The organism is Streptomyces sp. NPDC048590, assembly GCF_043199535.1.
Taxonomy (GTDB): Bacteria; Actinomycetota; Actinomycetes; order Streptomycetales; family Streptomycetaceae; genus Streptomyces.
On sequence record NZ_JBICWC010000022.1, the window covers coordinates 1 to 19,308 of the forward strand.

At 69.9% G+C, this 19,308-nt stretch carries 22 protein-coding genes; 13 read left to right on the forward strand and 9 right to left on the reverse strand.

What is annotated here, in order from left to right; genetic code table 11:
* Positions 1-456: cbb3-type cytochrome c oxidase subunit I (locus ACGFNN_RS34660; protein WP_393561910.1), on the forward strand; the 456-nt coding region annotated here is incomplete at its 5' end.
* Between the two features lie 37 nt (positions 457-493).
* Complete coding sequence (locus ACGFNN_RS34665) at positions 494-835, forward strand: hypothetical protein (RefSeq protein WP_393561911.1); 342 nt, start codon at positions 494-496, stop codon at positions 833-835.
* Here the strand turns inward: ACGFNN_RS34665 and ACGFNN_RS34670 are convergent.
* From ACGFNN_RS34670 to ACGFNN_RS34680, 3 genes are all read right to left on the reverse strand, one after another.
* Positions 825-2,606, reverse strand: coding sequence for an FUSC family protein (locus ACGFNN_RS34670; RefSeq protein ID WP_393561939.1), 1,782 nt, complete (start codon positions 2,604-2,606; stop codon positions 825-827). The genes ACGFNN_RS34665 and ACGFNN_RS34670 overlap by 11 nt on opposite strands.
* Positions 2,607-2,830: 224 nt before the next feature.
* Positions 2,831-4,417, reverse strand: coding sequence for a sigma-70 family RNA polymerase sigma factor (locus ACGFNN_RS34675; protein WP_393561912.1), 1,587 nt, complete (start codon positions 4,415-4,417; stop codon positions 2,831-2,833).
* Between the two features lie 210 nt (positions 4,418-4,627).
* Positions 4,628-4,822: an antitoxin gene (locus tag ACGFNN_RS34680; RefSeq protein ID WP_362552960.1), complete on the reverse strand. Its 195-nt coding sequence runs from the start codon at positions 4,820-4,822 to the stop codon at positions 4,628-4,630.
* A gap of 301 nt (positions 4,823-5,123) precedes the next feature.
* Here ACGFNN_RS34680 and ACGFNN_RS34685 point away from each other — a divergent pair, with 301 nt between their 5' ends.
* Together ACGFNN_RS34685 and ACGFNN_RS34690 are read left to right on the forward strand one after the other, a co-directional pair.
* Positions 5,124-5,930 (forward strand): SAM-dependent methyltransferase, encoded by an 807-nt coding sequence (locus ACGFNN_RS34685; RefSeq protein WP_393561913.1) that lies wholly within the window; start codon positions 5,124-5,126, stop codon positions 5,928-5,930.
* A 31-nt stretch (positions 5,931-5,961) separates the two neighbouring features.
* A complete protein-coding gene (locus ACGFNN_RS34690) occupies positions 5,962-7,251 on the forward strand; it encodes an FAD-binding protein (RefSeq protein ID WP_393561914.1) in 1,290 nt (429 codons plus the stop codon).
* 21 nt (positions 7,252-7,272) lie between these two features.
* Here ACGFNN_RS34690 and ACGFNN_RS34695 read toward each other — a convergent pair whose 3' ends face one another.
* From ACGFNN_RS34695 to ACGFNN_RS34705, 3 genes are all read right to left on the reverse strand, one after another.
* Positions 7,273-8,265, reverse strand: coding sequence for an MASE1 domain-containing protein (locus ACGFNN_RS34695; protein ID WP_393561915.1), 993 nt, complete (start codon positions 8,263-8,265; stop codon positions 7,273-7,275).
* An 84-nt stretch (positions 8,266-8,349) separates the two neighbouring features.
* The gene (locus tag ACGFNN_RS34700; RefSeq protein WP_393561916.1) at positions 8,350-9,162 is read right to left on the reverse strand and encodes a PP2C family protein-serine/threonine phosphatase; all 813 of its coding nucleotides are present in this window, start codon (positions 9,160-9,162) and stop codon (positions 8,350-8,352) included.
* A 114-nt stretch (positions 9,163-9,276) separates the two neighbouring features.
* A complete protein-coding gene (locus tag ACGFNN_RS34705; protein ID WP_362552972.1) occupies positions 9,277-9,750 on the reverse strand; it encodes a MarR family transcriptional regulator in 474 nt (157 codons plus the stop codon).
* A 109-nt stretch (positions 9,751-9,859) separates the two neighbouring features.
* Here ACGFNN_RS34705 and ACGFNN_RS34710 point away from each other — a divergent pair, with 109 nt between their 5' ends.
* From ACGFNN_RS34710 to ACGFNN_RS34730, 5 genes are all read left to right on the forward strand, one after another.
* Positions 9,860-10,270 (forward strand): organic hydroperoxide resistance protein, encoded by a 411-nt coding sequence (locus ACGFNN_RS34710; protein WP_362674443.1) that lies wholly within the window; start codon positions 9,860-9,862, stop codon positions 10,268-10,270.
* A gap of 259 nt (positions 10,271-10,529) precedes the next feature.
* Positions 10,530-10,691 (forward strand): hypothetical protein, encoded by a 162-nt coding sequence (locus tag ACGFNN_RS34715; RefSeq protein ID WP_362552979.1) that lies wholly within the window; start codon positions 10,530-10,532, stop codon positions 10,689-10,691.
* A 149-nt stretch (positions 10,692-10,840) separates the two neighbouring features.
* On the forward strand, positions 10,841-11,560 hold the full coding sequence (locus ACGFNN_RS34720) for an SGNH/GDSL hydrolase family protein (RefSeq protein WP_393561917.1): 720 nt from the start codon (positions 10,841-10,843) through the stop codon (positions 11,558-11,560).
* 311 nt (positions 11,561-11,871) lie between these two features.
* Positions 11,872-12,108, forward strand: coding sequence for a DUF397 domain-containing protein (locus tag ACGFNN_RS34725; protein WP_393561918.1), 237 nt, complete (start codon positions 11,872-11,874; stop codon positions 12,106-12,108).
* Between the two features lie 109 nt (positions 12,109-12,217).
* Positions 12,218-13,126, forward strand: coding sequence for a helix-turn-helix domain-containing protein (locus ACGFNN_RS34730; RefSeq protein WP_393561919.1), 909 nt, complete (start codon positions 12,218-12,220; stop codon positions 13,124-13,126).
* A 21-nt stretch (positions 13,127-13,147) separates the two neighbouring features.
* On the opposite strand, the gene ACGFNN_RS34735 is transcribed toward ACGFNN_RS34730, so the two are convergent.
* The gene (locus ACGFNN_RS34735) at positions 13,148-13,963 is read right to left on the reverse strand and encodes an SAM-dependent methyltransferase (protein WP_393561940.1); all 816 of its coding nucleotides are present in this window, start codon (positions 13,961-13,963) and stop codon (positions 13,148-13,150) included.
* A gap of 385 nt (positions 13,964-14,348) precedes the next feature.
* On the opposite strand from ACGFNN_RS34735, the gene hemC reads away from it, so the two are divergent.
* The 3 genes from hemC to ACGFNN_RS34750 all read left to right on the forward strand — a co-directional run bounded on the left by hemC (position 14,349) and on the right by ACGFNN_RS34750 (position 16,388).
* Positions 14,349-15,284, forward strand: a complete 936-nt coding sequence (gene hemC / locus ACGFNN_RS34740; RefSeq protein ID WP_393561920.1) for a hydroxymethylbilane synthase — start codon at positions 14,349-14,351, stop codon at positions 15,282-15,284.
* A 221-nt stretch (positions 15,285-15,505) separates the two neighbouring features.
* Entirely contained in the window at positions 15,506-15,949 is a 444-nt protein-coding gene (locus tag ACGFNN_RS34745) for an SRPBCC family protein (protein ID WP_393561921.1), read from the forward strand.
* Positions 15,950-16,001: 52 nt separating this feature from the next.
* Positions 16,002-16,388: a VOC family protein gene (locus ACGFNN_RS34750; protein WP_393561922.1), complete on the forward strand. Its 387-nt coding sequence runs from the start codon at positions 16,002-16,004 to the stop codon at positions 16,386-16,388.
* Here ACGFNN_RS34750 and bla read toward each other — a convergent pair.
* Both bla and ACGFNN_RS34760 read right to left on the reverse strand, forming a co-directional pair.
* Positions 16,376-17,329, reverse strand: coding sequence for a class A beta-lactamase (gene bla / locus ACGFNN_RS34755; RefSeq protein WP_393561923.1), 954 nt, complete (start codon positions 17,327-17,329; stop codon positions 16,376-16,378). The genes ACGFNN_RS34750 and bla overlap by 13 nt on opposite strands.
* A gap of 492 nt (positions 17,330-17,821) precedes the next feature.
* A complete protein-coding gene (locus ACGFNN_RS34760) occupies positions 17,822-18,370 on the reverse strand; it encodes a tellurite resistance TerB family protein (RefSeq protein ID WP_393561924.1) in 549 nt (182 codons plus the stop codon).
* 296 nt (positions 18,371-18,666) lie between these two features.
* On the opposite strand from ACGFNN_RS34760, the gene ACGFNN_RS34765 reads away from it, so the two are divergent.
* Complete coding sequence (locus ACGFNN_RS34765; RefSeq protein WP_393561925.1) at positions 18,667-19,116, forward strand: spore-associated protein; 450 nt, start codon at positions 18,667-18,669, stop codon at positions 19,114-19,116.
* Positions 19,117-19,308 lie beyond the last annotated feature (192 nt).

Consider the following 19,308-nt stretch of genomic DNA (forward strand, 5'->3'; position numbering starts at 1 on the left):
GGCAAGATGCTGGACGAGCGGCTCGGGAAGATGACCTTCTGGACGCTGTTCTGCGGCTTCCACGGCACCTTCCTGGTGCAGCACTGGCTCGGCGCCGAGGGCATGGCCCGTCGTTACGCGGACTACCTGGCTGCCGACGGCTTCACCCTCCTGAACACGATCTCGACGATCTCCTCGTTCGTGCTCGGACTCTCGATGCTTCCGTTCCTCTACAACGTCTGGAAGACCGCCAAGTACGGCAAGCAGATCGAGGTCGACGACCCGTGGGGGTACGGCCGTTCGCTCGAATGGGCGACGTCCTGCCCGCCGCCGCGCCACAACTTTCTGACGCTTCCGCGGATCCGCTCCGAATCACCGGCGTTCGACCTGCACTACCCCTCGATCCGAGCGCTCGAGGAGGCTGCCACCCGGCCGCATGAATCGGTCACCGTGGCACCCGGGGACAAGCAGCTCTGAGGGTCCGGCCGGACGGCCCGAGGAAGAGGAGGACCGTGTGAATCCGGAGAAGGAGAGCGCCCGGGGCCTGGCCCAGGTCGAGGGATACCTGCTGTGGAACGCCGAAGTCGACAAGGCCCGGCGCCAGGCACGCCGCTTCACCGACGAGTTGCCGTGGCTCACCACCGCCCAGCGGGACGACGTCGAGCGCGTCTACACGGCGGACAGGATAGAGGCTGGACGCGAGACCCTCACCCGGATCGCCGGCCGGGCGCTGGAACTGCGGGGTGAGTACGCCGCACGCTACGACCGCCTGAGAACACGATGTGTCGCGGCGTCCGTGCTGTTCGCCTGCGTTGCGGGCGGCGCCTGCGCCGTACCGGCACTGCTCAGCCGCTGATCCTTGCCCGGGGTGCGCCGGTCCACGCCGGGGCACCCCGGGTCACGGCCTGGGCCCTCTCGAGTTCCGTGAGGTGGGCGAGCAGCATCTCCGCGTGGGACCTGGGTAGCCCGGCCGACGGATGCGCGAGCTGGACCGCGCAGGCGGTCGTGGTGTCGATGAGCCGCTCCACCGCGCCCGCGACCCCTTCTGACCCCGCGGAGTGCCGGGCCACGCGCGGCAGTTCGGCGGCGGAGACGTCGATCACCGTGCGCGCCGCCGCCAGCGAGCGGTAGGCGTCGCGGCGGAGCGCACCCCGCCCGGCGTCGTCCTCCGGCGTACGCAGGACGTGCCCCAGATAGCGGTGTGCGGCTCCCACCGCCGTGTCCAGCGCGGCACGTACGCCGTGGCCACGCCTGCCCGGCAGCGGGAGATGGCCCACGAGCAGGACCGTCGCACAGGCGAGCAGGGATTCCACCACCCGTGCCGAGGCGGCCGGCGGCTCACCGCCGAGCAGGACCAGGGACAGCACGAGCACCGTGACCACCGAGGTCTGCACCGCGAAATGACGTGTGGCGACCGGAAGCAGAGCGCCGCACAACGCCACCACCGCCACCAGCTGGAGCGGCCCGGACACCAGCAGAGTCAGAGCGCCGAACAACGCGGCACCACCCACCGTGCCCACCGCGCGGCAGACCACCCGCGAGGCGAGCGGTCCCAGATCGGGCTTCACCAGGAACACCGTGGTGGCGGGCAGCCAGTACCAGTGCTCGTGATGCAGCCACTGGGCCACGACCGTACTCGTCGCACAGCACAGAGCGACCCGCAGACCGTACTCACGCCCTGCCGCGCTCCAGGCCCGCTTGAACAGGCCGGCCGACGAACGCCCCCGCCGTCCCCCGGGGAGCACGCCGTGAGGACGGTCGAAGACGGTGGCCGCGCGCAGCAAGGCATCGTCGAGGGCCGCCAGCCCGGCATCCGTGCGGGCAGGAGCCGGCAGGGGACCGCAGCCGCCGCCCGTCCGTACAGCCGTCGCCAGTCCGCGAGGGCCCTCGGCGATCCTCGCGGGCAGCGGGGTACCCGCCCAGGCGAGCGCCGTCGCCGCCTCGACGAGCGGGAAGGCCGCGGCGTACCGGGCGTGCAGTCGCCGCTCGGCGGCCGAACTGGCGTACCTCCGCAGTCGTGGTCCGGCGAGTGCGTCCTGCGCCTGGTCCAGCGCGGCGCTCAGGGCCGCACGGGCCTGACGGGCCCGTGGACCACCGCTCGCGTCGAGCAGCCGTGCGACGGCCTCGTAGACCGCGGCGACGGCGTCCCGCTCGCCGTCGAACCGGAAAGGAACGCTCCGGGTCCGGCCGGGGGACGGCAGGAGCAGGCGCAGCAGGAGCAGCCATGACGCACCGGCCAGGAACAGGAGGGCGCGTGCCGGACCGGGCTCGGGCAACGGCATACCGGCGCCGATCACAACGGTCACCAGGACCTGCGTACCGCAGGCCGACGCCACCGGTCCGGTGGAGCTGATCGCGCCCGCGACCAGTCCGAGCAGTCCGAAGAGCGCGGGCAGGATCACCAGCGACCGTCCACCGCCGGTGGCGGCGATCATGCTGCCCAGCAGCAGACCGGCGGAGCCCGCGAGGGCGGGAAGCCCGATCCGGGGGATCGCCGCACGACGCCCGCCCGGCCGGTCGTTGATGCCGGCCAGCATCGCGCCGAGCGCCGCAGGGATCCCGGCCGTCGGCCGGTCCGCGAGGACCAGCGCCAGCAGTGGTAGGGACGCGAGCCCTCCGCGGGTCACCGCGTTCCACGGGACGGGGCCACGCTGGGAGCGCAGCACATGGGCGAACCAGGGGGGAAGCCGCGTGGGGCGGAGAGTGGTAGGCACCGGGCTCCTGTCCGAGCGGGAGGACGTCGAATCGCACGGGACGCCTTCGGCCTGGCTCGGACCAGAGTAGATCTTTCACATGGAGTGGGTGCTACCTGCGCGTTTCCGCCGTATGTCGCGCACCGTGACCAGGTGGGTCACAGGGCCGCGGCGAAGTTCTGCGTCCACACGGGTCCCCCCGACGAGTCGACGCGGCCGACTCCGATCTCCTTGAACGCGCAGTTGAGGATGTTCGCCCGATGCCCGTCACTGTTCATCCAGGACTCCATGACCGACGCGGCGGACTGCTGCCCCTTCGCTATGTTCTCGCCGTACGTGCTCCACCGGTAGCCCTCGGCGGTGATGCGCGCGCCGGGGTCCGTGCCCTCGGGGGAGGTGTGGGAGAAGTAGTCGCGGGCCGCCATGTCCGCGGAGTGCCGCTCGGCGGCCTTGTTCAGCAGGGTGTTACCGCTCACGGGCTCACAACCCGCCTTGGAGCGTTCCGTGTTGACGAGTGCGATGACCTCGTCGGCCGTGGAGGGAGCCGGTGCCTTCTCGGGGGCGGCGGACGGAGCCGACGGCTGGGGCTTCGGCTTCGACGTGCGCTGCGGAGCGGGTGACGCGCTCCGGGTCCTGGAGGCCGACGGGGACGCGGAACGAGTGGGCGAGGCCGTCGACGGGGACGGCGAGGGGGAGGAGGACGTCACCGACGGAGACGGTGGTGTGGAGACCGGCGAGGGGGGCCCGGTGAGAGGGGCGAGCGCCGTCGCGGGATCTTCGCCGGGGTCGTCCGTGTAGAGATGGACGGCCGCTCCGCCGCCTCCCAGGACCGCGACCGCGGCGAGTCCCGCGACGACGGTGGTGCGCCGGCGGCGTCTCGCACTGTTCCGTCGTCGAGCGGCACGGCCTGCTCCTGGCACCGCGGCGCTGCCCACCGGCAGGAACTCCGTGAACGGGAGCTCAGGCCCGCCCGCCGCCGTGTACGAGGCAACGGGAACCATGGCCAGCCCGACCAGAAGGCCTTCCGGCGGCACCAGACCCGAGCGGTGCCCCGCGCAGACGGTGCACTCGCGCGCATGACGCGCCAGCCGCTTGCGCCAGAGCGCGGAGGGCGTGCCGTTCCACCCGGCAGTCAGATCCTCGAGCAGGATGCAACGGGGCTCCGCGGCCAAGGCACGCACCACGACCCGCGCCGCCTCCAGCCGCTCCTTCATCCGCTGGACACGGACCGCGGCGTGCTGGGGCGACACCTCCAGCGCGTGCGCCACCTCCGCCCGCGACAGCTGCCCAGCGGTCTCCAGCCACCACAGCGAGACCAGTTCCCGGTCCTCGGAGTCCAGCCAGCGGGTGGCCTCGGCCGTCTCCCGTCGCTGCCCGGTAAGCCCCAGCCTGACGATCGTCAGCTCCACGAAGTCGGCAGCGGGGTCGACGACGTCGAACACGTCGTCGACGCGCTCCGCCGACAGTTCTCCGGTGCTGCGGCGGCGCCAGTGCCCTCGTATCTCGTTCATGGTGATGGCTACGAACCAGGACCTGAAGCTTTTCGGCGTGCGCAGCGAGGGAAGACCGCGGAGCATGCGCAGAACACTGTCCTGCACCACGTCGTCGACGTCGGCGTGCCCGTTCAGAGCCCGTCCCACGATGTTGTAGACCAGCGGCAGGTAGGACGCGACGAGCCGGTCCTGAGCATCGGTGTCACCGTGCTGCGCCGCCTTGATCAACGCGGTCTCGCGTGCCTCGCCCATGCTGTGCTCACTCTTCCGGGATCCTGTTCCGTCACTTCCCACACTCGGGAGACGCCGTGCGGCGGGGACGATAACAGGAATCCGGCCGTGTGCTCGAGACGCGCTCGCGGATCCGCGGGTACCGGTCAGGCCGGACCCGGCGACGGACCGGTGTCGTCACCGGGTCCGGCACCGGCTCGGCTGTGGATGGAAGACGGGTGGGTCAGGAGGTCACGAACGGGGCGGTTCGTCGGGGTCCCGGTCCGATCCCAGCTGCTGCTTGAGCTTGTCCTGACCGGTGTCGACGTGCTTGCCGTACTTGCCCTGCGTCCGGTCGTCGATCATGTCTCCGGCCTTGTCGACGCCCTTCCCGGCCTGGTCCTCGTGGCCCTTGAGCATCTTCTTGATCTTGTCCATCGCGGACATGGCGCATTCCTCCTCGCCTCGGCTTCCCCCATCCATCCAGGGTCACCGCACACCGCCCCGTCCGCATCCGCGAGCCCGGGCCGGCGTCGTCGCCGGGCGATTCACGTGTGAAGAGCGCCGGGATGGGCAGATACCGGGTTACCAGGAGGAGGTGGTGGCCGTGGGCCGCATCCAGATCGTCCGCCGTCCGCAGCCCCCCACGGGGCGGCCCCCGCTGGATCTGCGAACGCCTTCCGGGCGGCCGCTGCCCTACTGATCCGAGGCGCGCCGATCCGTCGACCTGGGGTGCGAGGCATCCGACATGAGCGATCACCAGGAGTCGTCGTCCGGCCGGCTGCGCACGGATGTGCCGCACTCGGCCAGGGTGTGGAACTACCTTCTCGGCGGCAAGGACAACTACCCGGCCGACGCCGAAGCGGGCGAGATGATCCTCCGGGCGTTCCCGGACATCGCCCGCATCGCGCGTGACCAGCGGGCTTTCCTGGTGCGCGCCGTCCGGTTCCTGACCGCCGAGGCGGGCATCCGGCAGTTCCTCGACATCGGCACCGGCCTGCCCACCGCCGACAACACGCACGAAGTGGCCCAGCGGACCGCCCCCGAGTGCCGGATCGTGTACGTCGACAACGACCCGCTCGTGCTCACGCACGCGCGTGCCCTGCTGACCAGCACCCCGCAAGGGGCGTGCGCGTACATCGACGCGGACGTGCGTGATCCGGGCCACATCATCGACGGTGCCGCCCGCACACTCGACCTCCGGCAACCCGTCGCACTGATGCTGCTCGGCATCCTGGGGCAGCTGCCCGACGACGAGGACCCGTGGGCCCTCGCAGCCGGTCTCATCGCGGAGCTGCCGCCGGGGAGCTACGTCGCACTCGCCGACGGCACCGACACCAGCGAGACGCTGAACCGCGCCGTCGAGGCCTACAACGCCCACTCCGCGAACTCGTACCACCTGCGTGCTCCGGCCCGCATCGCGGCGTTCCTCGACGGGCTCGATCTCGTCGAGCCTGGGGTGGTCAGGACGACCGCGTGGCGGCCGGGGACGGGCTCCGGCGCGGGGGACGGGCCACCGAGTCATGCTCTGAGCGGAGTGGGACGCAAACCCTGAGTCCGCAGGCCGGAGCGTAAGCTCCGGAGGCATGATCGACCATCGCGCGAACACCCCGTCCGCCCACCGGACGAACTGGGCCGGCAACATCACCTTCGGTGCGGAACGGCTGTACATCCCCACCTCGGTCGCCGAACTGCGCGACGTGGTGTCGGCGGGCGGGGCGCTCAGAGCGCTCGGCACCGGCCACTCCTTCAACACGGTCGCGGACACCCCCGGAGCCCTTATATCTGTCGCGGGACTGCCGCGGTCCATCGACGTGGACAGCCGGGCGGGCACGGTGACGGTGAGCGCGGGTCTCCGATTCGGTGAGCTGACCGACACCCTGCACCGTCATGGATTCGCCCTGCACAACCTGGGCTCGCTTCCCCACATCTCGGTCGCCGGGGCATGCGCGACCGGCACCCACGGCTCGGGTACGGGAAACCGTTCCCTGGCCGGGGCCGTCAGGGCTCTGGAGTTCGTCACCGCCGACGGCGGCCTCACCTCCATGGAACGGGGAGAGGACGACTTCGACGGCGCCGTGGTCTCCCTGGGTGCGCTGGGGGTGGTCACCCGCCTCACCCTGGACCTGGTGCCGGCGTTCGACGTCCAGCAGTGCGTGTACGAGGGCCTCCCGCAGGACCGTCTGCTCGACCGGTTCGACGAGATCATGTCCGAGGCGTACAGCGTGAGCCTCTTCACCGGCTGGCACGGAGGGCCGATCGACCAGGTCTGGCTCAAGCGGAGGGTCACCGACGGCGGACCCCGAACCGCTCCCGCCGAGTGGCACGGAGCGAGGATCGCGGACGGCCCGAGGCACCCCGTCCCCGGCATGGCGGCCGAGCACTGCACGGAACAGCTCGGCGTCCCGGGCCCCTGGCATACACGGCTGCCGCACTTCCGCCTGGAATTCACGCCGAGCAACGGCGACGAGCTGCAGTCCGAGTACTTCGTCGCCCGCGAGGACGCGGTGGGAGCCTACGAGGCCCTGGACCGCATCCGGGGGGACATCGCCCCGCTGCTCCAGATCGGCGAGATCCGCAGTGTCGCCGGTGACGATCTGTGGCTGAGCCCGGCGCAGGGCAGGGATTCGGTGGCCTTCCACTTCACGTGGGTGCCGGACACCGAGGCGGTCACCCCGGTGCTCGGGGCCGTGGAGGAGGCCCTCGCACCGTTCGGCGCGCGGCCCCACTGGGGCAAGGTGTTCACCACCGCGCCCGACACACTGCGCACGCTGTACGGCCACTACGCGGACTTCGACCGGCTCGCCGCACGGCTCGACCCGACCGGAACGTTCCGGAACGACTTCCTCGCGCGTCACTTCCCCCGTACGTCCTGACCAGGAGCATCTCCCGCCGGTTCACGCCGCCGGTCCTCCCTGCGGGCCGTCGGACCGGCCCTCGGGGGACGTTCGGGGGGAGAGCTCCTCCACCAGGGCCGCCAGTTCCTCACAGGCGACCTCCGTCTCGTGACGGATGTTGTTGTGCTCGGTGACGATCGCCGCGAGAAGCAGGCCGGTGAACGCCACGCAGCCGTTGAGAATGCACAGGTTGACCATCACCTCGAGCACCGAATGACCGGCGAACGGGCCCACTCGGTCGGTCCCGGCGACGATCGCCATGACGGAGATCAGCAGGCCGCACGGCGCGCTTCCGGCCAGCTGGAAGCGGAGCGCCGCCCAGACGAGAACGGGAAAGACCAGATAGATCATCGACAGGGAGCTTCTCGTCGCGATGGTCGCGGCCACGACGGTGATCACCGCCAGTAACAGCGCCTCGGCCCACCGGTCGTCCATCCTGGGCATTCGGGCCTTGCGCAGGACGAGCAGCAGCGGGGTGACCATCAGCACACCCATCGCGTCCCCCGCCCACCAGGCCGACCAGACCGGCCAGAAGTCGTCCGAGGACAGCGAGCCGCTCAGCAACTGGACCCCGGCACCCGCGGTGGCGCTCAGAGCCATCCCTCCCAGAGCGCCGAGGAAGACCAGGGCGACACCGTCCCGCAGACGGTCCAGCTCGGGGCGGAATCCGACGGCGCGCAGGGCCAGGTAGGAACACAGCGGAGCCAGAGAACTGCCTGCCGCGACCGCGAGGGCCCAGGCGCTGAAACCATCGCTCATCGCCAGGACCGTGAACAACGCGCCCAGGGCGATCCCCGGCCAGATCCGCAGCCCGAGATACAGCAGCGAGGCCACGGCGATACCGGAGGGCGGCCACAGCGGCGTGATGACCGTCCCCTCCACCACCACTTCCCTCACCAGACCGATCCGCCCGGCGACGAAGTAGGCAGCGGCGATGCCCAGCGTCTGCAGAACGATCACGGTTCGACGTCTGGCCTTCTCACTGCGCATCACGCATGCCATAAGACACCGCTCACCGCGGTGTCCGGTCGCTGACACGCGCGGGGCGCCGTCCGCTCATGGAGGGCTGTCCGAGGGTCAGTCGTGACGCAGCACGAGGACTGCCGCGTCGTCCTCGTGCCCCGTGAGGGCCGCGGCCCTCAGCACCAGGTCGGCGAGTTCCTCCGCGTCGGCGCTCGTGTGGGCGCTCACCAGGCGCCGGACCCGGTCCAGACCGTCGTCGATGGACAGCGAGGGCCCCTCGACGACCCCGTCGGTGAGCAGGACCAGGGCGCCCTTCATGTCCAGGGTGCGCCGGGTGACGGGGTAGTCCTGCCCGAAGTCGATGCCCAGGGGCAGGCCGCCGGCGTCGTCGCTGACGCCCGAACGTCCGTCGGCGGTCGCCCACACGGACGCCACGTGACCCGCGCGGGCGCTCCGCAGTTCCCGCGTACGCGGATCCAGCCGGAGGAACGAGCAGGTGGCGAAGAGAGCGGAGTCCATCGACAGGATCACGTCGTTGGTACGGCTCATCACCTCGCCGGGTTCGGTGGCAGAGCCGGCGATGGCCCGCATGGCGATCCTGATCTGCCCCATGAACGCCGCGGCCTCCACGTCATGGCCCTGCACGTCGCCGATGGCAAGGCCCAGCGAGCCGTCCGGGAGCACGAACCCGTCGTACCAGTCGCCCCCGATGTCGAGACCGTCACGGGCCGGTGCGTAACGGGCCGCGGTCTGCAGGCCCGGAAACGCGGGAAGGGTGGCGGGCAGCATCTTGCGCTGCAGCGCCTGGGCCAGCTCGAGGCGTGCCTGGTGCAGCTCCACCTCCTGCCGGGCACGTGCAGTCAGGTGCTGCAGCGTGCTGAGCAGATCTTCGGCGCTGGCCGATCGTGGAGTTCGACGCCTGTTCATGGGCCGCTCCGCGTTGAGACAGTCCCTGCATCATATTTCGGGCCTCCGCCTCCTGCGAGCGATGCCGCCGAGCCGGATGTCACGCACCTGTCGACCGAGGGGGAGGGCGCTGCGTCATCCGGCGCGGCCGAGGGCCGTGGTGAGGCGTCCCAGGACGGCTTGCAGGGAGACGACCTCCTCGACCGACATGCCCGTGGCGGCGAGGATCGAACGGGGCACGGGCAGCGCGCGTTCACGCAGTGCCGTACCCGCCTCGGTGGGGTGGACGGTGACCGAACGTTCGTCCTCGCGAGCGCGCTCCCGGCGGACGAGGCCCGCGGACTCGAGCCGCTTCAACAGGGGCGAGAGCGTGCCTGAGTCCAGGTGCAGCCGTTCACCGATCGATTTGACGGGCAGCGGGCCGTGCTCCCACAGAACCATCATCGCCAGGTACTGGGGGTAGGTGAGGCCGAGATCCCGAAGCGCCTCCCTGTAGACGCCGCCGAAGGCGCGGGAGGCGGCCTGCAGGGAGAAGCAGACCTGGTGGTCCAGCTTGAGCAGCTCTGCGTCCGGCAGGTCGTCGAGGCCCGTGGGCGTGGATGACGTCATCGCTCCAGGTTAGCCTGCGCCCATAATTTAGTTGTGCACAATCAAATTGTGTGCAACTCTTTTGGTGTGGCCGACCCGCGGTCACCGTCGTACGAGAGAAGGTCGCCCCATGGAAGCCCTGTACACCGCAGCCGCCACCGCGAACGGCCGAGAGGGCCGGGCCGTGAGCTCGGACGGGCGGATCGACCTGGCGCTCGCCCTGCCGCCGGCGCTCGGGGGCAACGGCGAGGGAACCAACCCGGAGCAGCTCTTCGCCGCCGGTTACGCGGCGTGCTTCGCCAGCGCCATGGGTTCGGTCGCCCGGGAGATGAAGGTCGACGCCAAGGACGTGGCGGTGACGGCGGAGGTCTCGATAGGCAAGGACGATTCCGGCTTCGGGCTCGCGGTCGTCATGCGGGTCGAACTGCCCGAGGCTCTCGAAGGAGAGACCGGCCGGAAGCTGGTCGAGGCGACGCACGCCGCCTGCCCCTACTCGAAGGCCACGCGCGGCAACATCGACGTCGAGCTCGTCGTCGAGTAGGTGACCCGATCCTCACGGGTCCGGCGTTCCCCGCCGGACCCGTGAGGCGGATCGCCGGGGCGGCCCCCGAGCTCCTGTCTGCCCGAGAGCGCCGGGTCAGACCCATCGGGACCACCCGGCGGAGGCCGCAGACACCGGCCGGGGGCATGCCGCGACCGGCGGACACCCGGACCGGTCGCCGAGGTCTCCGGGCGAACGCGTAAACTCGGCTCCCGTTTCCGCCGCTCGGCGGGCACAACCGATCGATAGGCAGTTTCACGTGAGTTTCGCAGAGCCGTCCGACGCACCCATCTACGCCGGTCTGGTGGAGGAGCAGGGGGACGTACCCGCCGAAGTGAGGCGGGTGGCCGAGGAGACCCTGCGGGAGATCGAGGGCCTGCTCGACTTCAGCGCCATGCGCGTGCCCGCCGCTGCCCGGTAGGTCGCGCTTCCGGGCCGCGAGCCCGCAGGCCCGGTCCCGGGCGTGCGGGACGCCACACGGTCCGGGGTGCCCGGTCCGGGGCGCGCGAGGCATTCAGGGGCAGGATCACCTCCGGAGCCTCTCTGACCCCGAGCGTACGGAGCACCCGCGTGACCGTCAGCCTGCACCAGTCGGCAACCGTCCTCTTCCAGGGCGACAGCATCACCGATGTGGGACGGCTGGTCGAGCATGACTGCCCGCTCGGCAACGGCTACGTCCGGATGATCGCGGACCGGGTCCGCTCCGCACGGCCGGAGAGCGGCATCACGATCATCAACCGGGGGATCGGCGGCGACGGGATCGCGGATCTCCGGGCCCGGTGGCGAGAGGATGCCATCGATCTCGCCCCGGACGTGGTGTCGGTGCTGATCGGTATCAACGACACGTGGCGCCGCTACGACTCCGGGGTCGTCACATCCGTGGACGCCTACGAGGACGACTACCGAGCTCTTCTTGCGCAGCTCCGGCACGAGCTGGACGCGCAGCTGCTCCTCGTCGAACCCTTCCTCGTGCCCGTCCGGGCCGAACAGTGGGCCTGGCGCGAGGACCTCGACCCGCGCATTCACGTGGTGCGGCGGCTCGCCGAGGAGTTCGGGGCCGCGCTGCTGGCGGCGGACGGTCTGCTCAACCAGGCCGCGCGCGAGGCCGGCGGCGCGAAGTTCATCGCGGGCGACGGAGTCCATCCCACGCCCCTGGGGCACACGATCCTGGCGGACGCCTGGGCCGGGCTGGCGGGCCTGCCCGGCCCAGGCCCCGAGGCTGAGCGTCCGGCGTTCCGGGAGATGTCGCCGGGTGGCGATACGGGGGCCGCAGGCGCAAGCGTCCGCTGAGCGCGAGCCGTGACACGGCCGGAACCAGTGCGGTCGCCGACCGTGGCACGGTCATCGGGGGTCCGCGCGGGTCGGCTCCGGGCCCGTTAGGTGCGGTCCGTGTGAACGATCGACGATCAGCTTCCGCAGATGCCGGGCTCCTGATGCCGAGGCGACCCGACGGCCACTAGTATCGCCGCCGTCCACACATGGCGTGCAATTGCATCCGGAATTGCACGCGTGGTGCGGTGCGGAGAACACCTGGCCGCCGTCATGCGTGGACCCTGGTGGCGTGCCAGGAAGTCCCGCCGCACAGACAAGGAATGGACAGCATGCAGCAGACCGGCAACGGCGTGCCCGCCAACTCCCTCACCGGCGTCGAGTGGAGGAAGAGCCACCACAGCAATCCGAGCGGGAACTGCGTCGAGATGGGTGTGCTCCCCGGAGGGGACGTGGCCGTGCGCAACTCCAGGTTCCCCGAAGGACCCGCCCTCGTCTACACCAGGGAAGAGGTACGCGCGTTTCTCGCTGGTGTCCGGGACGGCGAGTTCGACAGCATGACGCGCTGAACTGACGTGCTGCGCAAGGGTGATCGGGAGGCTTCCCGCCCGGACACCCCACCCGCGCAGGGCATCCGATGGCACACTGGATCCCAGACGCCCGCCTCCAGGAGTCCGCATGCCAGGCACCGAACCGCTTCAGTCCACGGGAAAGCCGACGCTCACCCCGGCTGCCGGGGCCAGTCCTACGGCGTTGAGGATGGTCCTCGGCGCACAGTTGCGGCGTATGAGGGGCGAGGCGGGGATCACCCCTGACATCGCGGCCAAGCGCATCCGGTGCTCCACGGCGAAGATCAGCCGCATGGAGACGGGGCACTCGCCGTGCAAGGAACGGGACGCCGCGGACCTGCTCGAGCTCTACGGAGTCACCGACCCTGTCAGGACGGCGGAGTTCATCGAACTGGTGCGCCGCGCCGGCCTGCGGGGCTGGTGGCGCAACTACGCGGACGTCATGCCGGACTGGTTCGAGCCCTTGGTCGGCCTGGAGGAGGCGGCGGCTTCCATTCGTACCTACGAGGCGCACTATGTGCCCGGCCTCCTCCAGACCGCCGACTACGCCCATGCGGTCGTCCGCTCCGGTCATGCCCTCGAATCGGAGGAGATGACCCGGCGTCGTGTTGAACTGCGTCTCAGGCGACAGGAGTTGCTGCTGCGGGCCGATGCGCCGAAGCTCTGGGTCCTGCTCGACGAGGCGGTGCTGATGAGGCCGACGGGTGGTGCCGGAGTGATGCGTGAGCAGCTCGGTCATCTGCTGGAGATGACCGAGCTCCCGCATGTGATCGTCCAGGTGGCCCCGTTCGAGGTGACTGCCCACACCTCTCCGGGCAACGCGATCACCTATCTGCGGTTCGCGATGGAGGGACTCCCTGACGTCGCCTACATCGAGCACCTGACCAACGCCACGTCCGTCAACAAGCCGGACAGTACGGACGAGTACCGCTGGATCCTCGACTCGCTCAGCGCACAGTCGCCGAGCCCGGCGGAGAGCAGGAAGCTGCTTGTGGAGGCGCTGAGGCGCTTCGCCTGAGCGCCGCTCGGACGGCGCGGTTCACCGCTTGCGGCCGACGCCGCCGTACTCGATCCACTCCTGGGTCTGCTGCTTCGGGGCCAGATCCGAATCCGGCCGCCAGGTCGATACCTCCACCAGGCCCGGCTCCAGGATCTCGAGTCCTGCCAGGAAGTCCCGGACGTCGTCCTGCTGACGCACGCGCCCCCACTGGTCGCCGGTGCTCTTCGCCATGAAGTCGGTCACGAAGTCCCGAGTCGCGGCGTCCTCACTCACGAGCTGACACACCACCAGGAAGCTTCCAGGGGCCAGGCGCTCCGCGACCCTGCGAACCAGCCCGGCCGGATCGTCCTTGTCCGGGATGCAGTGCAGCACCGATACGAAGAGCGCGGCCACAGGCTGGTCGAAGTCGATGAGCCGGCGTACCTCGGGATGTTCCAGGACGCCCTCGGTGTCCCGCATGTCGGCCTGGATGACCGCGGTTCTGTCGTTCTCCTCGAGGATCGCCTTGCCGTGGGCCAGCACGATGGGGTCGTTGTCGATGTAGACCACGCGTGCGTCGGGATCGACGAGTTGGGCGACCTGGTGGACGTTGTCCTGGGTGGGCAGGCCGGAGCCGTGATCGATGAACTGCCGGATTCCGTAATCGGACGCCAGGTGACGGACGACGCGTCGGAGGAACCGCCGGTTGTTCACCGCAAGGACCTTGGTGCTCGGCACGACCTCCAGCAGCTCTTCGCACGCGACCCGGTCGGCGGGGTAGTTGTCCTTGCCCCCCAGGTAGTAGTCGTACATGCGTGCGACGCTCGGTACGTTCACGTCGATGTTGTTCGGAATGGCGGTGTCCCCGTTGCTCATCCAGCCCTCGCGGTTCAGAGAGAAGCTCAAGTCCGTGGAAGGTCATGCTAGATATCGAGCCGGACGGGTGACAGCCCTCGCGGGGGTGAGGTCCAAGCGAAAGCGGCGTGAATCGGCCACGTGATCTGCCCGGGATCCCCCGCACCGGGCTTCCTCCACAGCTGAGTGCCTGTACCGAGTGGGTGAACTCGTGCTGGTGAACTGCTGATTGGGATACGCTCACGGTGACGAAGGCGTTGTCACGCGCGAGGTCCTGCGCAACACGCCAACGTGGCTGGAAAATGACGATCGGTCATTCTGGATTCCTCCTCGAGAACGGCTTGCGGCGACACTTTTCACCGCGCCGGAGGCACACCGCACGGTTCTGGCCGTCTATCGTGGCCCCATGTCGGCCCCAGATCTGATCCGAATCGTCTCGCGCGACTCGCCCATGGCCCTGGCTCAGGTGGAGCGCGTCAGGAACGAACTCGCGGTTCTCCATCCCGCCACCGTCACCGAGGTCGTTCCCGTCCGGACCACCGGTGACCGATGGATGGGAGACCTGTCGCAGGTCGAAGGCAAGGGAGCCTTCACCAAGGAGGTCGATGCCGCCCTGCTCGCGGGCGAGGCGGATCTGGCCGTGCACTGCGTCAAGGACATCCCTGCCGACCGGCCGCTGCCCTCGGGCACCGTGTTCGCAGCCTTCCTGAAGCGGGACGACATCCGCGACGCCCTCGTCCACCCGGGCGGTCTCACGCTCGATCAGCTTCCGGACGGGGCGCGGATCGGTACCTCGTCCGTCCGGCGTGTGGCCCAACTCGCCGCTTCCCACCCGCATCTGGAGTGTGTTCCGTTCCGGGGCAATGCCAACCGGAGACTCGCCAAGCTGGCCGCGGGGGAGGTCGACGCACTCCTTCTGGCTGTTGCGGGGCTCCACCGGATCGACCGGCCCGACGTGGTCACCGAGATCCTTTCCCCGGAGGCCATGTGCCCTCCGATCGGCGCGGGCGTTCTCGCCCTGCAGTGCCGGGAGGACGACGCGACGACCATCGACGCGGTGGCCGCGCTCAACCACCCCGGCACCTTCCGGGAGATCACGGCCGAGCGCATGTTCCTCCATGTGCTCCAGGGTCACTGCAATTCGCCGATCGCGGGGTACGCCACCGCCCATCGCAATGGTGATCTATCCCTGCGCGCCTGCGTGTTCACCCCCGACGGGAAGACCGTCCTCAACGCCCACGAGTGGGCCGGCCCGCTCGACCCGGCCACTTTGGGGACCTCTGTCGCGGTCGCGCTCCTGCGCCAGGGCGCGCGCGAACTCATCGACTCCATCTCCCACTGATCCGGCTCCGGCCGGGAGCGGCTTGCGGAAGGGGTCGGGCGCCCGATTCCCGCCTTCGGCCCGACCCCGGCCGTCCCCCGTCCGCAGTCCTGGAACACCCGATTGCACGCGGGACGCCTCCGTCCGGCTGCTGAGCGGCGGGGGAGCGGGGATCCTGGGTGGGTGGTGTCCTGGGCCGAGGTGGTGCCCCTGCCGGGCGCCCTCGTTCGAGAGGAGATCCCATGCCCGGATTCGAGGCGACGGTCGACATCGACCGTCCCGTCGCCGAGGTGTTCGCCTTCCTGGCGGACGGTGAGAACGACACGAAGTTCAGTCCGCGTGTGCAGGCCATCACGAAGACCCCCGCAGGCCCTACCGAGGTGGGCACGGTGTTCCGGAGCACAGTGAAGGACGCCGGTATGACGACCCGGCGTGAGTTCAGGATCAGTGAGTTGGTGGCACCGACACGTATTCGATGGAGCGAGCAGTCCTCCAATCTGGTGACGGCCGGTGAGGGTGGATACGACCTGGAGCCCCTGGCTGACGATCGGACGCGCGTTCGGATCTTCAATCGGCTGGAAGGGCATGGGGTGGGCAAGCTCCTCGTGGGGCTGGCAGCCGCTGCCGCGCGTAAGGACGCGCCTGCGTTCGGAGAACGGATCAAGACGGCGGTGGAGGCCTCCTGACGTGTGACGTCGCAGGATGTGCCGCCGGGCGGGTCCGCGTAGGGTCGGAGCCATGGTGCATGTGCTGAGCAGCAGAGTGCTGCTGAGGCCAGGTGATCCGGATGCCTCACGCGAGTTCTACGGCCGAACGCTCGCTCTCCCCGTCTACAGGGAATTCGGTACGGGCCCCGAGCGGGGGACTGTGTACTTCCTCGGCGGAGGCTTCCTCGAGGTGCCCGGCCGTTCGGAGGCGGCACCCTCGCAGACGCTGCAGCTGTGGATGCAGGTGGAGGACTGCGCGGCGGCGCACGAGGAGTTGGCCGGGCGCGGGGCCCACGTCCTCCGGCCGCCGGTCCAGGAACCCTGGGGACTGATCGAGATGTGGATCGCCGACCCGGACGGCCACCGCATCGTGCTGACCGAGGTGCCCGCGGAGCATCCCCTCCGTTACCGGCCCTGACGATTCTGCGCGAGAGCGGTGAGCGTCACGCGGGCGGCCTCCGCGACGAGCGCGTCCCGGGGTTCCGCGTGTGGGGCCCGGCGACGGGTGAGCACGGTGAGGACGATCGGCGCGGAGTCGGGCGGCCGCACCACGGCGATGTCGTTCCGCGTGCCGTATCCACCCGTGCCGGTCTTGTCGCCGACGGACCAGCCGGCCGGTGTCCCCGCGCGGATGAGCGCATCGCCCGTGGTGTTCCGCCGGAGCCAGTCGTTCAGCAGGGACTGCTCGCCCGTACCGAGCGTTCTTCCCAGGGTGTACGCGCTCAGATCCGCCGTCATGGCCCTTGGGGTGCTCGTGTCCCGTGGATCGCCGGGTGCGGCCTCGCTCAGCTCGGTCTCGTAGCGGTCGCACCGGGTCGCGCGATCCCCGAGGGCTTCGAGTGCCTGCTGTAGTGCACCGGGGCCGCCCAGCTCGCGGAAGAGCAGATTCGCGGCGGTGTTGTCGCTGAGGCGAACGGACGCGTCGCAGAGCTCCCGCAGAGTAAGCCCGGAGTCCAGGTGCCGTTCTGTGACCGGGGAGTGGGCGACGAGATCGGCGGACCGGAAGCGTACGAGCCGGTCGATTCCTCCGAGCGTGAACCTGTGCAGCACGGCGCCTGCGAGCAACGCCTTGCAGGTCGAGGCGTAGGCGAAGCGCTCGTCGGGGCGATGAGCCACGGAGCGGCCCGTCCCGACGTCGATCGCGTACACACCGACCCGGGCGTCGTGCTTGTCCTCCAGATGGTGCAAGGCGCGGCCGACGCGAGCCTTCTCCCAGGCCCGGTCCGCCGGTGTGGGTGTGGAGCCTGCCGGTGGGTCAGCGGGTCCTGCTGCCACGCATCCGGCCAGCGGAAGGGCCGCCAGCCCAGCGAGCGCGGGGAAGGCGGCACGACGGGACAGAGCTGCGGGCACGTGACGCATGACTTCCTGGGCTCGGGACGATGACACTTCGGCAGGCGTGCGCGCTCGGATGCGGGCCAGAGGGCGCGGAGGGCCGTAGGCGTTCGACCCCACCGTAGAAGGGGTGGGGTTGCCGGCCCATGATCCGCGGACCGTGTCGTCACAGGCGTCAGTGGCGCCGCGCCGGATCAGTCCACCTACAGGGCGTGCTCCCCAACTTCAGGGCGTCCGGATGGATCGGCAGTAACCCTGAAGGGCGGCTCCTCGGCGGCGAAGGCACCGGTGACGTGTCTTCGGCAATCAGAGCTCACTCTCTACCTCACCTCAAGAGTTGGGCGTGTCCAGGTCGAGTTCACCCCGAGGCCGACTGTTCGGAGATCGCGACAGCGGCATACCAGAGCTGAGATCCTCAACTGTGCTCTGCCCGCCCACGCAGGAGCAGTGCCGAGCCACGCCCTGGAACGCTCGTGGCCGGCCCGGCGAGTGGGCGGGGCTGTCTCGCTCCACCTCGAATCAGAGCTGGAACTCCGCAGGGGAGAGGCCCAGGGCCGTGCACGCCTCCCTGAGGATCATGTGCTCGGCCTGGGAGAAGTCGCCGTCGGAGCCTGCGATGACGATGCCGGTCTGGACGACCGCCCTTGCCTCCGCCGGCTTCTTCGCGGCCTTCGTGACCTCCTGCAGCGCTTCCGCCTTTCCCTGCTGGAAATTGAGGGTCAGTCGGTCCACGTGCTGATTGAAGCGCTGCTGCAACTGCTCCGGCGGGAAGTTCCGCAGGACCTCGTTGCCGAGGATCATCGACTCCACGTGCCGGCGCTCCGCCGGGTCCACATGTCCGTCCGCGGCAGCCACCAGCGCGCACATGGCCATGCTCGCATCCCGGTACGCGCCGCTGCGCAGCTCCGTCTTCAGCGAGGCCAGCTGCGACTTCAGCGTGCTGACCAACTGCGCGCGCGAACCGCCTGCCGGCCTCTGTCCGCCGGTTCGTCCGGCGGCGTGCCCGCTGCCTCCCTGCGACTGCTGGAGCGCTTTTGCCTGATCCTTGAGCCGGTCCCACACTGCCATGGAGGTCCCCTCGGTCTTCTCTTCGTACCGTCGGCCACGATCTGTGCCCACTCGCCCAACGGACCGCCTCGGGTAAAGGTTCCGCAAAGTGGCGACTGCGTCCGTCTGTGCGGAACCGGCCCGTCACCCGGTGCCGACCGGGCGTCACGTGCTCCTTCCTCGCCGTGAGGCGGGGTGCGCGCGGTTTCCTGAGGTGATCGTTCCGACACCCTGCGCAACCGCCGTGCAACCATCGCCGCCGCTCGTAAGTCCCAACAAGTGGGAGTAAACAGCTCTCAGGGACACAAGGGGGAAATATGAGAATCGCACGTAATGTCGCGACGCTGGGGGCCGTCACCGCGCTCACGGTGGGTGCCACCGCCGCGTTCACCGCGACGGCGTCCGCAGCGCCGAACGTCACGCCCCAGGGGGTCTGCGGCAAGGCGTACAAGACCGTCAACTCCGTGCCCGTCGGCTCGCTCGGCACCGTCTACCTGACCTACAACTCCTCGAACGGCCAGAACTGCGTCGCCACCATCCGTACCAACCCGGGCTCGGCCAAGCCCATGTCGACGTACATCTACGTGCCCGCCACCGACGCGTGGGCCGGGGACGACGGCAACTTCACGTCCTACGCGGGTCCCGGCTACGTGTACGGCAAGGGCTACTGCGTGAGCTGGGGTGGCCACATCGCCAATGTGTACGTCTCGGTGGAGAACTCCAACTGCGCCGCGCTGAGGGAGCAGCGGACCACCGAGGTCCGCTGATCACCCGCAGGGCGTCCCTAGCCCGGGTGCGCTTCCGCGGTGGGCCCCGCCCCGGCCGCGGGCCGGGGCCCCCCCAGCCCCGCCCAAGGCCGGGGGGGGGCCCCCCACCCCCCCCCCCACAAAATGGACCCGCACCCGCCCCGGAAGTTAACCCGGCCCAGGGTCCAAAACAAGGGGTTACCCCCCCAAAAC

Bases quoted from the DNA above. Each gene is read 5' to 3' on its own strand.
- ACGFNN_RS34680 (WP_362552960.1), bottom strand. From the start codon at position 4,822: ATGTCCGCGATGGACAAGATCAAGAAGATGCTCAAGGGCCACGAGGAC.
- ACGFNN_RS34700 (WP_393561916.1), bottom strand. From the start codon at position 9,162: ATGAACAGGCGTCGAACTCCACGATCGGCCAGCGCCGAAGATCTGCTC.
- ACGFNN_RS34690 (WP_393561914.1), top strand. From the start codon at position 5,962: ATGATCGACCATCGCGCGAACACCCCGTCCGCCCACCGGACGAACTGG.
- ACGFNN_RS34745 (WP_393561921.1), top strand. From the start codon at position 15,506: ATGCCCGGATTCGAGGCGACGGTCGACATCGACCGTCCCGTCGCCGAG.
- ACGFNN_RS34705 (WP_362552972.1), bottom strand. From the start codon at position 9,750: ATGACGTCATCCACGCCCACGGGCCTCGACGACCTGCCGGACGCAGAG.
- ACGFNN_RS34730 (WP_393561919.1), top strand. From the start codon at position 12,218: ATGCCAGGCACCGAACCGCTTCAGTCCACGGGAAAGCCGACGCTCACC.
- ACGFNN_RS34685 (WP_393561913.1), top strand. From the start codon at position 5,124: ATGAGCGATCACCAGGAGTCGTCGTCCGGCCGGCTGCGCACGGATGTG.
- ACGFNN_RS34710 (WP_362674443.1), top strand. From the start codon at position 9,860: ATGGAAGCCCTGTACACCGCAGCCGCCACCGCGAACGGCCGAGAGGGC.
- ACGFNN_RS34725 (WP_393561918.1), top strand. From the start codon at position 11,872: ATGCAGCAGACCGGCAACGGCGTGCCCGCCAACTCCCTCACCGGCGTC.
- ACGFNN_RS34760 (WP_393561924.1), bottom strand. From the start codon at position 18,370: ATGGCAGTGTGGGACCGGCTCAAGGATCAGGCAAAAGCGCTCCAGCAG.
- ACGFNN_RS34675 (WP_393561912.1), bottom strand. From the start codon at position 4,417: ATGGGCGAGGCACGCGAGACCGCGTTGATCAAGGCGGCGCAGCACGGT.
- ACGFNN_RS34735 (WP_393561940.1), bottom strand. From the start codon at position 13,963: ATGAGCAACGGGGACACCGCCATTCCGAACAACATCGACGTGAACGTA.
- ACGFNN_RS34750 (WP_393561922.1), top strand. From the start codon at position 16,002: ATGGTGCATGTGCTGAGCAGCAGAGTGCTGCTGAGGCCAGGTGATCCG.
- bla (WP_393561923.1), bottom strand. From the start codon at position 17,329: ATGCGTCACGTGCCCGCAGCTCTGTCCCGTCGTGCCGCCTTCCCCGCG.
- ACGFNN_RS34765 (WP_393561925.1), top strand. From the start codon at position 18,667: ATGAGAATCGCACGTAATGTCGCGACGCTGGGGGCCGTCACCGCGCTC.
- hemC (WP_393561920.1), top strand. From the start codon at position 14,349: ATGTCGGCCCCAGATCTGATCCGAATCGTCTCGCGCGACTCGCCCATG.